This is a genomic window from Pseudomonadota bacterium (assembly GCA_023229365.1).
Lineage (GTDB): Bacteria > Myxococcota_A > Polyangia > JAAYKL01 > JAAYKL01 > JALNZK01.
Genome location: JALNZK010000133.1, coordinates 1 through 14,920, shown reverse-complemented (window position 1 = coordinate 14,920; position 14,920 = coordinate 1). Strand labels below are relative to the sequence as shown.

Sequence of the window (14,920 nt, the reverse complement as noted above, 5' to 3'; positions counted from 1 at the left end):
ACGAAGTTACCGACCAGATAGATAAACAGACTTGGGATAGAACTATAAGGTCAGTCAATAAAGAGATTGTTTCTGACTACAAGAATGCTGCTTTTTATGAGATATCCAAAACACCAGGGAACACTTCAAACGACAAATATAGCAAGTTCTCTATGTATGAACAAGTAGCCGAATTCTGTGAAGCTAATGGAGACGAAGACGGGGCATTACAGGCCAAAACTGCTTCTAATAACGCTAAAGAGGCTTATATCAACGCCCTAGAGAAAGAAGCAAAAGATAACGATACGGCTGCTAAAAAAGCCTTTGCAGAAGAACTATCTGACGCTAAAGTTATGTTAAATTCGAGGCTGAATGAGATAAACGACCCAACTAATTTAAAATATGTCAATAACCCAGGGGCTAAGGCTTTCGCTATCGCAAGTGTGAATGCTAGTCTAGCTAGAAACGAGGCGAGGTACGCTACTGTAATAGACAATTACGACCCAGATGCAGCCTTGACCGCAACCGACAAAGCACAAGACGCATACAATAAAGTGGTAGACGCTCTCGCTCCCTACAATGTTGATATGAGCACTATAGAAGCATCTATAAATGACTTTAGTTCTACTGGCGAGATAGATATACCAGGCGTTGGTGCGTATGATGGTAGTGGTAATTTGTACCCAGAACTAAAAGATGGTTATTACTATACCGTAGACCAGAATACTGGTAAAATGACAACCGCACAAGGCGACACTACTGGTATGGCTATGGAAATCAGCGGTGGGCTTGTCATCTACCAGGGAACACCCAAGTCAGCAGAAGATACCTTTATTCAAAAGTCAGGGCAGAAGTATTTCAATCCAATTACAAATGCGTGGCAAGAGTTTGCTCCGACTATATCGGCGGAGAAGAAAGACGAATCTTTCCAAGTTGACTCTGACGGTAAATTACGCTACATAGACTTCCAGGAAGGAAACCCTAACCCCGTTCTTGGTGCGTATGTTGACCCTAGAGACTTTTATGCGGTTGCTAAAGATAAAATCAACACCTTAAGGCTAGACTGGTATATTAAAAACGGAATACTACCACAGACAGCCACCCTAGACGATGTTTACAGTGTTCCTACTGATAAAAAATTGAACTTTGACTGGAACTCAAGGCAGTTCATTATTAACCCTAACTACCCCAATGCAGAACTTCCTGGGGAGAATATTCAAGACCAGAGAACGTTGTCTGTGCTCGGAGACCTGAACAGCGAAAAGACACTTAAGTCTATGGAAAAGATTAGCGAAAAAATTCAAAACGAAACCAACTTAACAACAAGGGAAAAACTACATCTAGCTATAGCCGATAGTATCGGAAATAAAGTAGGGGCGATAAGTCCTGCTCAGGTGATCAGAAGTGAAATAGAAAATTCAAAGTTAGGTAAAATGGAGAAGAATTTTTCCAACGGAAAGATAGGGGGTAATTTGAAGAAGTTTTCGGAAGGCATAACTGGCGTAACTACGCTTAAGAAGTTAGCCAAAGCTGCACAGCCAGCAGCGTCTAAAGCCTTAGAAGAAGTAAAAGAAATACCAAGAGCATTATCTTCGGTATCTCCGCAAAAGGTATTTAACACGATTAAAGCAACTCCGCAAAAAGCAGTTAATATGGTAAAAAATGTAATTACACCAGCACCAATTCCGTCAGTTTATGGAAATAAAAGCTATGGAGAATTTTTAGGAAAAGGTTCAAATGGCTTGGCTTACTTTAAGAAAACAAAAGGCGTTAATTCTTACGATTACTTCTCGAGTGCTTACGGTTCAAAGGTATATAATCCAGTAAATAATACAGAGGCACAAAAATATACAGGAAAGAGCTAATATGGCAATACGAATAACAACCTCTATGATGGACGCCAACAATAAGGCAACCCAGAAAAGAGATACTTACAACAAAAGTGAATATATGGCGATGGGGACTGGTCAGAACAGCAAGCTCCCCACTGGTCCATTGCAAGCGATTACTAACGCTATCGGTGGGACTTTAGGTTCTATCGCTGGACCAGTAGGTTGGCTTGGTGAAAATATAGCCTCTCCGCTTACCGCAGCCGAAAAAATAGTAGGTTATGGCAAGGAACTTGCTCAATCACCGTACAAACTCGGCAAGTATGCCACAGAAACTCTTTATTCCAACAAAAGTCTCGGGGAAATACAAGAGTCCGAGAAAAGAGCTAGAGCGATAGCCGATAAAGCCACGACTCAAGCAATCAAGGATTATAGGTCGGGAAAAATAGACAAAAATACTCTCGCCACTAGACTCAAAGCATTTCAGACAGGAACAGACGTAGTGTCTGGTGCTACCGAAGGATTAAAAGACGTTGGAGAGATGGCACGGGTCGGACTAGATGTTGCCTCGTTATTACCTGTTGGGGCTGCACTCTCTAGTTCCGTAAAAGGAGTACAAGCCGCTGGTACAGCCGCCAAAACTGCTGGAGTCTTTAAGGTAGCCGATAAGGGTGCTCAATCTCTACTGATGGCTAAAATAGCCGCCAAAACACCAGGTGCAGCAAAAGTCCTACAAGGAACAGGCAACGCCCTTACTGCTGTCGGAAGAACTGGAGCAGGAAAGGTTCTTGGTAGCATAGAAACAGGTCTGATTAAGACAGGTGCTTCAACAGAAGTCGGACACCAGCTTGGTAGGCTTACTGGTTCTGATACTGGTAAAGCTCAGAAAGCCGAACTCATTAAACCAGGTAATTTTAGAACCGCAGTCGACATCGTAACCTCAATGCAGGCAGCGATACCTTTCGTCAGTTCTACCTTCAATAAGATAGGAAGTACGAAATACAAGATTGCCATTGATTCAATTAACACCGAGACAAAGGCAAAAGTTGCTAATTACTTCGCTGGCGTTAAGGGAATAGACAATAAGATAAAAGTTCAAGGTGGTGGAACTACTACTGCTAGAGAACTTGTTACCAACGATTATATTAGATTTTGTAAAGAAACTCTTAGAAAAGATGTTACCCATATCGTTCCAGAGGATTGGGATAGATTTACTGCCGAAATGGTTAAGAGTGGTAAATGGTTACCAAATGATGCAGAACAGAACATCACCCACGCTATTACAGGCTCTATGTTTGGTCGTAATAAAAAACTAGGCAGAACTACTGAAGAGATGAAAACTGCCATGAATAAACAACTATCTAGCCTGATAACAACCAAAGAACAATTAGCTCTACCTGCACCTAAAACAGAAGGATATATGGTCGGTGGAACAACTACCGAAAGAGGTTATAAGCCAGGGAAAGTTAAATATAAGCAAGGAACCCCAGACTTCGTTACAGAAGTAAATGGGAAGCCAATTAAAGGACCTGCCGAGAAGATACCTGTCTCCCAGAAGATAATCCCTACCTCGAAAGTTACCGAGAATACGATTAAACTTGGCGAGAATCCTGTACAGTATGGAAACGCCAACAAACTAGAACTTATCAAAAAAGAACCAGAAGTCTTAACCTCGACACCACAAAGAATCCTAGATAAGGGCAGACGACTACAGGTCGGTGCTTCTGTCGACCCACTAGAGGGGCTTCCTAAAGTAGAACTAAACGCTATCGAGAAGAAAGTCTCTAATGCTGTTGTAGAACTCCGTAAGACAAGTATGGGTAAGTTCTTTATGACCAAAGTCGAGAATGGTTCTCTAATGCGAGACATCGAAGGCAAGACCGTTGAGAAACTAGACTCCGTTACTGGTGGTAAGGGGAACAAACTATACGCCAGTTTGAATAGAGTCCTAGACAGAGTTGAGAGTAAATACATACCTGTCGGAAATGTTAAAAACCTACGACAGAAATATGTTGAAATGGCTTTGCAAGAGGCTAAAATGCCACCTTCTATGGCTAAACAGGTTATGCAGGCGATGAGCGAAGCTAACTATGAAGGCTTAAAGATGAACGGTATCGTTTCAATGAAATCAAAACTTGCCACCATCTCGCCTAAATTCAATCAGCTAGACAGAGTTTATATGTCCGCAAGGTTTGGGCTAAGACCGTTCTTTTGGCTAATGCAGACTACCGAATCAACCGTCTATGGTGGAATAATGAAAGGCGACCTAGTTCACGCTGCTTCCAAGCGAAACTACGCTGGAATTATGGCAACCCCCGAATATGGTAAGGGAGCCAAAACGGTTAAAGCTGATATGAAAATATCAGGGACTAACGAAGTCTTAGAAAAGACCGCAGCCACTTCTGAAAAGATTAAACGAGCCAAGGCTCAAGCACTGCACTTTACCGACTCTTTCGCAGACTCTCTAATGAGTACGCCTTATGGAAAGAAATTTAAGTCAGTAGACGAGATACCTGCATTTAAGGAATATGTCAAAGGACTGGACGAATCTACTGATAAGGTCAGTTATGTCCAAAACTACATTAAAGAAAACTCCTATCAAGGAGCGAAGAACTTCGCTGAACAAGGAATGGTTTCCGATGGTGATGTCGCTTTGAAGATGTCAGTACCGAAAGCCGCCACCTCGGCCGCCAAGAAGGGCGAACCGATGTATCTTTACAATACTTCTCGCTCACCATTTGAGAGAGGACTACATCAGATTATGTTCCCTGCTTCCTACACGAAGAAGATAGTTACCGAAGGTTCTAAATGGTTGACTAAGGGTAGTGGTAGCAGAGTCCTCATTACTAACGAAGGGCTTAAACAGTACAGTGGGTTAAGAGATAGAATCGAAAACGCTGCTGTTGATCACCCACAACTTAGACCAGTAATCGCTCTGATGAATGTCTTTGACCCCCTAAGTACCGACTTCCCACTATCGATAGGTGGAGCGACTCCGTTCTATCGAACCATTGAGAAGATGGCGACTAACCCAGGCAAGTATAATCTAAAGACCGTCAAAGGGACAAACGAGGTTGTAAAACAACTCGCACCAAACATTAGAGAATACGAGAGGTATGTAGGATTTGGGTATAACGCTGTCGGCAAAGAAGAACCGAAATACGCTCAGAGTTTCTACCCTCAGTATTTAGAAGAGAACCGAAAGACCGCAAAAGGTAAGATATTCAACCAAGAGTAAACAAGTATTATACAATATAAGTAACAATAAATAAATAGGAGGGAATTCAAATGTCAACACCTGAAGACTTGCAAAATGCTAACACAGACACTCCAACTGGAGAAACGGAGTTAGTACAAGGGACCGTTGGTACTGATAAGGTAGACACTGCGAAAGCAGAAACAGCACCGCAAGAGGAAATGGTTTCTAAAAAAGAGTATGAAAAAGCTCTGATGAGGAAAAACCAACTCGAAAAAAGGTTAGAAGAAGTTGTGAACTCTAAAGACTCAACGCAGGCAGAAAAAGATGCCACAATAGAAGTCTTACAAGCTGAGTTAGCAGCAGAACGAGCCGAAAGAGAACGTCAAGTAAATGAGGAAGCAGTAAAGGGCTATGAGTCCGAACTGTCTAACTTATTTGAGAAATCGCTTGAAGGACAGCCAGAGTCCGTCAAGAAAGTTGCACGTTACAACCGAGACAAGTTTGGTATAGCGAGTATTGTCGGGGACGCACAATATTCTTTCCAAGCTGAGAAAAACATTAAGGATTACCTTAATGGTATCGCTGGTAATGTAGAGGAGACCCCACAAATAAAGGTCAACGCTACAAACTTTGTCCCCTCCCAACCAAGTAATGAAATTGAAATTGCTTCCACAGCTAGCTCACTAACGAAGTCCGAACACGACTTCCTAGAAGGAATTGTAAAGACCGATTTCAAGAACCTCTATTCGGGAGAATAGTAAATTAACAAAAAGGAACTAAGAAATGGCTATTGGATAGACGAAATTGTCCAATTAAAATCTCTTCTGATTAATGGGGAAACTCCCAAGTGGACAACCCTCAGCAAGCAAGGAAACTGTGCAGCTGCAGAGACTGAGTGAAGAGACCCCAAACGGGGATGCGACAGTCCGAACTATATGGCAACATATAGATTAACAAAATTGATATTTCTAATATGCAGAATCTTAGGCGTGAAGATTTAGTCGACTATATTAGTAACTGCGACTACAAGAACACTCCCCTTTTCTCTGGTTTAGGCGAAGCCGTAGCCAAAGACACTCTCCACCAATGGAGCATAGATGTCTTTTCCGCTGCTGCTTTAAATGCCACTATCGAAGGTTCAGATGCTACCACGGCTGACCTCGTTAGCCCTACAAGAAAGACAAATCTCGTTCAGACTTTCAGACAGGTTGTTTCCGTATCTGATATCTCACGAGCTGTTAATTCTGTAGAAGGCGACCCATACGCATACCAATTGAAGAAAGCCTCTGTAAAGATGGCTCGAGACATAGAGTTGGCAATCGTACAAGGAACTGTAAAAAGTTCTTCTTCGGGTGTCGCTGGTCAAATGGCAGGTATCATCGCTCAAATCACGACTAACAAATCCGCTCATACTTCAGGCACAACTTTAACAAGCACTATTTTCAATGCTATCCTTGCGGGTATCTTTGATAACGGTACTGACGAAGTTGCAAATGAATGTTATGTTGGCTCTTACCTTAAGAGAGTAATCTCTGGATTCACAGCTGGTGCTACTAAAAACATCCCTGCTGCTGATAAAAGAGTTTGGGATACGGTTGACATTTACGAAAGTGATTTCGGAACCGTTCGTATCTACCTTTCAAGGGTTATCCCAACAGGTGGAATCTTGTTTGTCCGTCCAGAGTATTGGAAAGTTGCTTACCTAACAGGTAGCAGACCTAAACACATCCCATTGGCTAAGACAGGTTCTAGCACAAAGGGAATGATTGAAGGTTCGCTAACACTTGAAGGTTTAGCAGAAAAAACTTCAGCCTATCATTCAGGTTTTAACGTAGGTTAAGACTTTGCATCGGCTCCCCTACGGGGGAGCTTCGCAAGAGTTTAACTTAGAGGAGGGTTACTTTGCTTAAAGCTAAGGACAAGAAAAACATCAAGAAGTTCGTGGAACTATTCTTGGAACAAAACAAGGAACAAGCGGACTACTGGCTCAAAAATAAACACAAATACAAACCCATTCAACAGGATGGGGTCACTTTTAATCTCTCGTTACAGGTTCCCTCACACTTGGCAAATATGATTACTAAAGAGTACCCCAAGATGTTTGAGAAGGGTCCTGATTTGGAATGGTTTAAAAAAGAATTTGATATTTTTGTAATGTAATAATGGTAGGAGGAAAATGAAAACACTATCTCTAAGTATGATAGTCAAATCTGACGAGGCAGAACTATTAGATAACGCCCTCGCAAGCGTAGCCAAGCACGTTGACGAAATCGTCATTGTAACAGAAGCCAAAGGTCTCGAGAAAGTCTGTAAGAAGTATGGAGCTAAACTCTACTTTAGAGATTGGGATGACAACTTCGCTAACCAACGAAATTTCTGTTTAGAAAAATGCACTTGTGAATTTATAGCGTGGATCGATGCAGACGATTCTGTGAAACACCCTGAGAAATTAAAGAAGATAATCGAGATGCTCCCAGACGATGTAATGGCAGTTTTCGCTAATTATATCTACCAACGAGACAAGAATGGTAATGTTTTAATCGAGAATATCAGAGAGCGTATCGTTAGAAGAAACTCTGGCTATACTTGGGTCGGGGCTTTGCACGAAACCCTAATGAACGAATCGCAACCTAAAGTCGTTAAAACAGATGACTTCGTAATAGTTCATAACCTTACCGAAGAAGATGTCAAAGAGAAATCAATCCGAAACATTAAGATTTTAGAGAAAGAACTCGCTAATCAACTTAAACTTCGAGAACTAGACAACAAAGAGATAGACCCTCGTATCGTTTATTATCTAGGCTGTACTTATAAAGACCTAGGGATAAACGACCAAGCGGAAGACCTCTTGAGGCAGTTTGTTTCAATGAGTGGGTGGGACGAGCATAAATACGGAGCTTACCTCGACCTAGTTGATATAGCTATCTCACAACAGGCGAAGAAACCAGCGATGGACTATGCTTTATTGGCGTTAGGAGAACTCCCTCATGTTCAAGACGCTTATTTTATGGCAGGGAAAGTCTGTTGTCATTTTATGGACTTTAAAAAGGCTGTAGAGTGGCTAGAGATGGGCTTTTCCAAGAATAAGTACACAGGAGATTGGATTCTAGTCGGGAGAGAACAGCAAGCCTACTTAGACATGGCTATCTCCTCGATTAACCTAGGTGATTTTAAAAAAGCCATTGAATACTTTGAGAAACTCAAAAAGATGAGTCCTAAAGACAAAAAAGTCAAAGAACTTCTGAAGGAAGCCTACAAACTACAAGAAATGCGTGAACTTACCGATGGTTATATCAAGGTGTGGAAATCCTTAGATAAAAAAGGCAGACGTGAACTCTTAAAAGCTATCCCCAAAGAGATTTCCGACTCACCTGTCGTGATAGAGATGGAAAGAGATTGTTCAGAGCCTAAGGTCTGGTCTGACAAGTCTATTGTAATTTTCTGTGATGGTTCGTGGGAAGATTGGTCGCCAAAATCAGCAGTAAGCGGGATTGGTGGTTCAGAAGAAGCCGTTATCTCAATATCAAGAGAACTCACCTCTTTGGGGTGGGAAGTAACCGTCTATAATTCGTGTGGAGCAGATGAGGGGACTTATGACAAGGTTCGTTACGTTAATTCAGCACGGTTTAACTCAGAAGATACTTTTAATATCTTAATAGGCTGGCGTAGACCAGGGTTCTTCAATAAAAAGTACAAGGCCCGTAGAACGTGCTTGTGGATGCACGATGTAGAGCCAGAAAGTGCCTTCACGCCAGTAGTACTAGCCAACGTTGATAAAGTGATGTGTTTGTCGAAGTACCACCGTGAACTGTGGCCATCAATCCCCGAAGAAAAGATAATGTACTCGGCTAACGGAATCCTGCCAGAACAGTTTAATTTTGAAGTACCGAGGAAAACTCACTCGATGATTTACTCATCTTGTCCTTCAAGAGGACTAGAACTCCTCTTAGATATGTGGTCAGATATTAAAGAAAAATACAAAGACGCTGAACTCAATGTCTACTATGGCTTTGAGAACTACATCAGAGGGAATAGGGAATACCCCAACCGAATGAAATGGGTTGAGATGATGCAAGAAAAACTTAAACAACCTGGAATTAAGTTCCACGGCAGAGTCGGACACTTAGAAATCGCCAAGGCGATGAAAGAAGCAGATATCTGGGCGTATCCGTGTATTTTCCCAGAAATCTCGTGTATAACTGCTTTAAAATCTTTGTGTGGAGGTTGCGTACCTGTCGTCATCCCTTATGGTGCTGTCGGGGAAACTCTTAATGGATTTGGTTATCAGACAGGGCAGTCGGATTTAAGTTCAGAGAATGTAGAAGAGTATAAAGATTTACTATTAAAAGCCCTAGGGGAGAAACACGACCGTAATGAGATGATGGAATACGGAAAAACCTGTACTTGGGCTAGAATCGCAGAAAATTGGACACAAAACCTAAAGTAATTACTTTTATGGTGGGCGACCTGCTCCATGTTGGTCATTTAAACCTACTAGAAAGAGCCAGTAAACTAGGGGACTTAATCGTAGGGATACCAACCTCGTGGACTATACAAGAACACATCAAGGGTCATCCTACGGTTATATCGGCAGAAGACAGACTAAGAATAATTCAAGCGTTAAAGTTCGTGGACTTCGCCTTTGTCTATACTGATTCAGACGCATTAAACAAGTCTATTCGGTTATTAAAGCCAGATATTATCTGTAGAGGTGACGACAACAAGAACTTTGTAGGTAAGGATGTAGCCGAAGAATTAGGGATAGAAATAGTTTATTTTCCCTACACAAAGGAAATTAGTTCAACGAGAATAAGGGAGGGATTGAGTTGAGAATAATCTTTGGAGGGAACTCCGACATCGGTCAAGCAATAGAGGGTTTTCACGTCTCAAGGGGGATGTGCGATGTATCTGACCTAAGCCAAGTAAAAGGTTTTACTGGCGATGAGATAGTCAATTGTGCTGGCGTAATAAATGGAGACTACGAAGAAGAAATTAGGGTTAATCTAATCGGTAGTTTCAATATCGCCAAACTCTTAACCAATGGCACGAAGTGTGTCTTTATCGGCTCTACCTCAGGTTTAAGGGGTCGGGCTGGGTGGTCTGGCTACTGTGCCTCTAAGGCAGGGGTTATCTCATTAGTACAATCTCTGGCAGAAGAAGGTTATCAGGTTTGGTGCGTATCGCCAGGCAGGACTAGAACCAAAATGCGTAAAGACCTCTTCCCAGATGAAGACCAAAATACTTTAATGGAGCCAAGCGAGGTCGCTAAAGTTGTTGAGGATTGTTTCCTCGGCAAATACCCAACAGGTGCGAACATTATCGTTAGAAAGGATTCGATTGAAGTACAAAACTAAGGGAACATTCACCAACATTACTAAAGATATTGAAGTAGATATTGAAAATGGTATCTGTGTTATCTTTACGCCCCACACAACCTGTGGGGTTAAAATTTTAGAAGATGAATCATTACTAGTTCGGGATATGGAGTCATTTTTAGAGAGAATCGCACCAAAATGTGGGGTTTATGCTCACGATGATATCGAAAAGAGAGATGTCCCTCCTACTGAACGAATAAATGGTTATTCACATATAAGGGCGATGGTACTCCCACAATCATTAACTGTACCAGTAAAAGACGGCAAACTTACCCTTGGGAAGTGGCAGTCAATATTTTTAATCGAACTAGACGGCAATAGAGAAAGAGAGGTCATCGTAAAATGCATCCAGCAGTAGAAAACTTATACAAAGCCAAAGAAATACTAGACGAACTAAACCTAACTTTTTGGTTGGAAGCAGGAACGCTCCTTTTAGCCTACCGAGACGGTAAAGTAGACGAAACGGATACAGATATCTGCGTTTTTGACATACAAACCGTACTTAACAACCTCCACCTGTTTGAAAATGTTGGGTTTGAGGTGCACAAGATATACACCCACCCATCAGGTCTAGCGACAGAACTTACCTTGAAGAGAAATAATATCAAAATGGATATTTGGACGAGGGAATTTAGGAACGGTGAAGGTTGGTGGTTATCTTTCGATGGAGACAAATATATCCCTCATCACGTTGACGAGAAGTATTTCGACACTCTAGGTAAGTTAGATATCTGGGGGTTCGAGTGGAACATACCAAGTAGTATCGAAGAATACCTAGAAAAGATATATGGTCCTAATTGGAGAATACCAGACCCTAACTGGAGGTGGAATACAGACCCTTTTTGCATTGATTATGATTATCCGATAGAAGGACCCGAATTAGCCGTTATTATCAAGACTTTTGAAAGAGAAAATGTGCTCTTTAGGCTTATTGAGTCTATCGAAAATATTCCTCGATACCATTTATATATAGCAGACGATAGTTCGAAGTTCTCAGAAGAAAAAGAAGCCTTATACACCAGACTTACGGAACAAGGGCATACGATAGTTAGGTTGCCTTATGATTCTGGACTTCCTGCAGGAAGAAATGCCTGTATGGACTTGGTAACCGAGGACTACATCTTACTCTTAGATGACGATTTTGTTATTCCAAAAGACTTTAATATCAGTCTAGCCATAAATAAACTTAGGGGAAATGTAGGTATTGTCTGCGGATCACTCAGAACTCTTGTCGGAGATGTGGCTCACTACGAACACACCCTTAAAATAGAGAAACGAAGGCTGTACAAACTACCGCCCGATAATGGAATAGACCTTGGGTTAAACTTCTTTGTTGCTAAAAAAGAGGTCTTTAACGATGTTAGGTGGGACAACAGATTTAAGATTGGTGGAGAGCACCTAGATTTCTTCTTACAACTAAAGGGGTCAAAATGGAAGGTTCTTTATGAAGAAAGATTCTACGCCTACCATCTACAGGTAGAGAATAACACTGAATACACCATTAAAAGAGACCGTAAGGATTCTTGGCCGATATTCGCAGATAAATGGGATATAGACGGAGTTCAAGAGCACGGGGGTGGTTTCTATGATTATAGGGAACCGTGGTAGCAGCAATAGTCAGAAGTTACCATAATACGGACTTTCTAAAAGAAGTCCTTATTTCTTTGAATTGGGTGGATAAGATTTTAGTGGTTAATTGTCTGCACGAAGGATATGACCCAGCACCAGACGATACCGAAGAAATAGTTTCAAACTTAAACCAATCCAATGTCCACCTAATGAAGCTCTCGCCTAAAAAAGAACATATCGTTTTAAATATCGGTATTGCCCATCTACAGGAATACGACAATATCTTGATTTGCGATGCTGACGAATTTCTCGAAGAAAAGGAGTGGAAAAGCATTATAAAGAGGTTCAAGACCAAAATGGGGCTTGTGAGAATGGTGGATTATTACCCAGACGGACACACAGAGGAGAGAGGGCACAGACCAGCGATGATAGTCAAACCCGATACGACTTTTATCTTTCAGAGATGCTCTATTGACGATTACCAAATCTTTACTGATGTATGTGTAAAGCATTACGGGTACTGCGTCAAGGATTTAGAGTGGAAGAAGAACAATTATATCAAAATGGGAATGGACGAGCCTTTAGCCAAGTAAACAGAGGGGGTAAAATTAGTATATGGAAGAATCAAAAATACTAGCACAATTCGCACCACCAACTGAGCCTTATGTTGAACCCGTAGGGGAAACAGCTATAACACCTGACATCGATGTTCAGGTTAAAATGGATTTATATACACAACTCGGGATAGATATGACCCTCTTAGGAGATAAAGATACCTCTGATAGAGTTGGCGATATCTATGAATGGGCTAAAAGTGTCAATCCTAATGCAGACTCTTTAGGAGTTGCGATGATGATACAAGAACTAATCTCGAAGATAGGTAGAACCGACAAATCTTCTTTAGAAAATATTTGGGACTATATAACGATTGATAGAGAGATGCGACTCTTATCACAAAGAAAGAGGAACCTATGCCAAGGTTATTAGAAACTTTAGAAATACTTAATGCCGAACACGACAATATAGCCACTTCTGTGAAAAAGAATGGTGGTTATATTTGGAACCAAACTCTTTATGGTGGTGTTGGTGATTGGGAAAGATTTACTGGCAGTAATGGTGAGAAACCAGACGTTACCTACACTTACACAGACGGATATTTAACACGAAAAGTATCTGTGTTCGCAGACAGAACCGAAACTACTGATTATGTTTGGACAAATGGACTATTACAGAGCAAAGAAACAACAATAACTTAGGAGGAATATGCTCACGATTATTATCCCAGGCAAGACTGAGAAATACTTCAAAAGAACTATCGAAGAAGTCCTGGAAAAAGCCACAGGCGAGATTGAAGTCTATGCTTGTACCGATGGCTATTCTGAGCCCTTAGAAGACAGAGTAAACGACCCAAGAGTCCACTATATCAATACCGAACCCTCTACTGGTAATCAGAAACGCCACTTAATCAATATGGCTGTTAATGCGTGTAAAGGTGAATATGTAATGACCCTAGACGCTCACTGTATTGTCGGTGAAGGGTTTGACGAGATTTTGATCAGAGACCATCAGCCTAACTGGGTACAAATACCTCGCAGACTGAGATTAGACGCTGAGAACTGGAAAGTCGAAGAAGACGATAGATTACCAGTAGATTACGAATACCCAATGTGGCAAGCGTGGAAGAAAGGTCAACTAAAGTCCTTCAGGTGGGAAACTAGAACCAAAGAACGCCTTAATATTCCAATAGACGAAACAATGGCCTTTCAGGGGTCTTGCTACTTTCTTACTAAAGATTACTACAACAAACTCGGACTAATGCAGACCGAGGGATACGGTGGGTTTGCTCAAGAGAGCGAAGAAATCGTTTGTAAGGTTTGGGCTGATGGGGGAAAGGTAATGACGAATAAGAACACTTTCTACTGTCATCTACATAAAGGGAAAAGATATGGTCGGATGTACGATTTAAATTGGAACGAGGTTAAAGACAGCATCGCTTATTCGTATGATTTTTTCGTCAACAAACACCGAGATATTTATTTAAAGAAGATACCTCAATTTATGCCAATACCTAACTGGCCAGATGATTGGGAGAAGTACCTTAAATGAGAGAGTACGAACCTTGTGATATGAAGTGGTTAAGACACAAAAACCCCCTAAATACGATTTGTAATGATTTAAGGGAAATCTATTATCGGTCAAAAGATGAGAGCGTAAAATTATTGGTTAGAATCGCTATTTCCAAAGCTAAAGCGATGGATAAAAAGTTAAAAGAGTATAGCCGTAAAGCTGCGAAGGGATTATGGACAGACAACAATTCTTAATAGACAGATTTAAATGCACAGGACAAGCACCTCATTTTGTTAAGGTTTCACGCTGGAAACAGCTACCCTACTTAATGGACGAAATGGGTCTTAAAGTAGGCGTTGAAATTGGAACCGAACAAGGCAAGTTTGCGGATTGTCTGCTTAGAAAAATCCCTGACTTAAAACTTACCGTCGTGGATTGTTGGGAACCTTACGAAGGTTATCGTGAGAATATGGGCGACCACATCACCGAGTACGAAAAACGAACCAGAGAAAGACTGGGGGATAGGTGCGAGATTATCAAGGCCTATTCAATGGACGCTGTTAAAAACTTTGAAGACAGCTCACTCGATTTCATATATATAGACGGAAATCATAACTTTATAAACTGTGCTAACGATATCAGTGAGTGGAGCAAAAAAGTAAAAGTCGGTGGACTAATTATGGGCCACGACTACACGCATAACAACGTAGGCTACGAGCGAACAGACGTAGATTATGTGGTAGACGCTTGGACTAAAGCTCACGAGATTAAAGTATGGTTTGTAACGTCAGAGGGCGACCGATGCCCTTCATATTTTTGGGTGCAGAAATGAAGATAATAGAACTTACAAAAGGCAGGCAGGCAATCGTAGATGATAGCGATTATAAATACCTCAATCAGTG

16 protein-coding genes are annotated in these 14,920 nt (G+C 41.3%); all 16 read left to right on the top strand.

Annotation, left to right across the window (positions count from 1 at the left end; all coding sequences use genetic code 11):
* The coding region (locus M0R80_27305) for a hypothetical protein (GenBank protein ID MCK9463345.1) at positions 1-1,844 on the top strand (1,844 nt) is incomplete at its 5' end.
* 25 nt (positions 1,845-1,869) lie between these two features.
* A complete protein-coding gene (locus M0R80_27300) occupies positions 1,870-5,046 on the top strand; it encodes a hypothetical protein (GenBank protein ID MCK9463344.1) in 3,177 nt (1,058 codons plus the stop codon).
* Between the two features lie 50 nt (positions 5,047-5,096).
* A complete protein-coding gene (locus M0R80_27295; protein MCK9463343.1) occupies positions 5,097-5,765 on the top strand; it encodes a hypothetical protein in 669 nt (222 codons plus the stop codon).
* 215 nt (positions 5,766-5,980) lie between these two features.
* Positions 5,981-6,847: a DUF5309 domain-containing protein gene (locus M0R80_27290; GenBank protein ID MCK9463342.1), complete on the top strand. Its 867-nt coding sequence runs from the start codon at positions 5,981-5,983 to the stop codon at positions 6,845-6,847.
* 62 nt (positions 6,848-6,909) lie between these two features.
* Entirely contained in the window at positions 6,910-7,167 is a 258-nt protein-coding gene (locus M0R80_27285) for a hypothetical protein (protein MCK9463341.1), read from the top strand.
* A gap of 16 nt (positions 7,168-7,183) precedes the next feature.
* Positions 7,184-9,454 (top strand): glycosyltransferase, encoded by a 2,271-nt coding sequence (locus M0R80_27280; GenBank protein ID MCK9463340.1) that lies wholly within the window; start codon positions 7,184-7,186, stop codon positions 9,452-9,454.
* Positions 9,433-9,837: an adenylyltransferase/cytidyltransferase family protein gene (locus tag M0R80_27275; GenBank protein MCK9463339.1), complete on the top strand. Its 405-nt coding sequence runs from the start codon at positions 9,433-9,435 to the stop codon at positions 9,835-9,837. Before M0R80_27280 ends, M0R80_27275 begins: the two co-directional genes overlap by 22 nt.
* Positions 9,834-10,361 carry an SDR family oxidoreductase gene (locus M0R80_27270; protein ID MCK9463338.1) on the top strand — a complete coding sequence of 176 codons (528 nt, stop codon included), beginning with the start codon at positions 9,834-9,836 and terminating at the stop codon, positions 10,359-10,361. The genes M0R80_27275 and M0R80_27270 overlap by 4 nt, the downstream gene beginning before the upstream one ends.
* Positions 10,345-10,740 (top strand): secondary thiamine-phosphate synthase enzyme YjbQ, encoded by a 396-nt coding sequence (locus M0R80_27265; GenBank protein ID MCK9463337.1) that lies wholly within the window; start codon positions 10,345-10,347, stop codon positions 10,738-10,740. The genes M0R80_27270 and M0R80_27265 overlap by 17 nt, the downstream gene beginning before the upstream one ends.
* Complete coding sequence (locus M0R80_27260) at positions 10,725-11,990, top strand: glycosyltransferase (protein ID MCK9463336.1); 1,266 nt, start codon at positions 10,725-10,727, stop codon at positions 11,988-11,990. The genes M0R80_27265 and M0R80_27260 overlap by 16 nt, the downstream gene beginning before the upstream one ends.
* The gene (locus M0R80_27255; GenBank protein MCK9463335.1) at positions 11,984-12,544 is read left to right on the top strand and encodes a hypothetical protein; all 561 of its coding nucleotides are present in this window, start codon (positions 11,984-11,986) and stop codon (positions 12,542-12,544) included. The genes M0R80_27260 and M0R80_27255 overlap by 7 nt, the downstream gene beginning before the upstream one ends.
* Before the next feature lie 22 nt (positions 12,545-12,566).
* The gene (locus M0R80_27250) at positions 12,567-12,938 is read left to right on the top strand and encodes a hypothetical protein (protein MCK9463334.1); all 372 of its coding nucleotides are present in this window, start codon (positions 12,567-12,569) and stop codon (positions 12,936-12,938) included.
* Positions 12,923-13,207 (top strand): hypothetical protein, encoded by a 285-nt coding sequence (locus M0R80_27245; protein MCK9463333.1) that lies wholly within the window; start codon positions 12,923-12,925, stop codon positions 13,205-13,207. The genes M0R80_27250 and M0R80_27245 overlap by 16 nt, the downstream gene beginning before the upstream one ends.
* 7 nt (positions 13,208-13,214) lie before the next feature.
* The gene (locus tag M0R80_27240; protein MCK9463332.1) at positions 13,215-14,057 is read left to right on the top strand and encodes a glycosyltransferase family 2 protein; all 843 of its coding nucleotides are present in this window, start codon (positions 13,215-13,217) and stop codon (positions 14,055-14,057) included.
* Positions 14,054-14,272 carry a hypothetical protein gene (locus tag M0R80_27235; GenBank protein ID MCK9463331.1) on the top strand — a complete coding sequence of 73 codons (219 nt, stop codon included), beginning with the start codon at positions 14,054-14,056 and terminating at the stop codon, positions 14,270-14,272. The genes M0R80_27240 and M0R80_27235 overlap by 4 nt, the downstream gene beginning before the upstream one ends.
* A gap of 74 nt (positions 14,273-14,346) precedes the next feature.
* Positions 14,347-14,850 (top strand): class I SAM-dependent methyltransferase, encoded by a 504-nt coding sequence (locus M0R80_27230; GenBank protein MCK9463330.1) that lies wholly within the window; start codon positions 14,347-14,349, stop codon positions 14,848-14,850.
* Positions 14,851-14,920 lie beyond the last annotated feature (70 nt).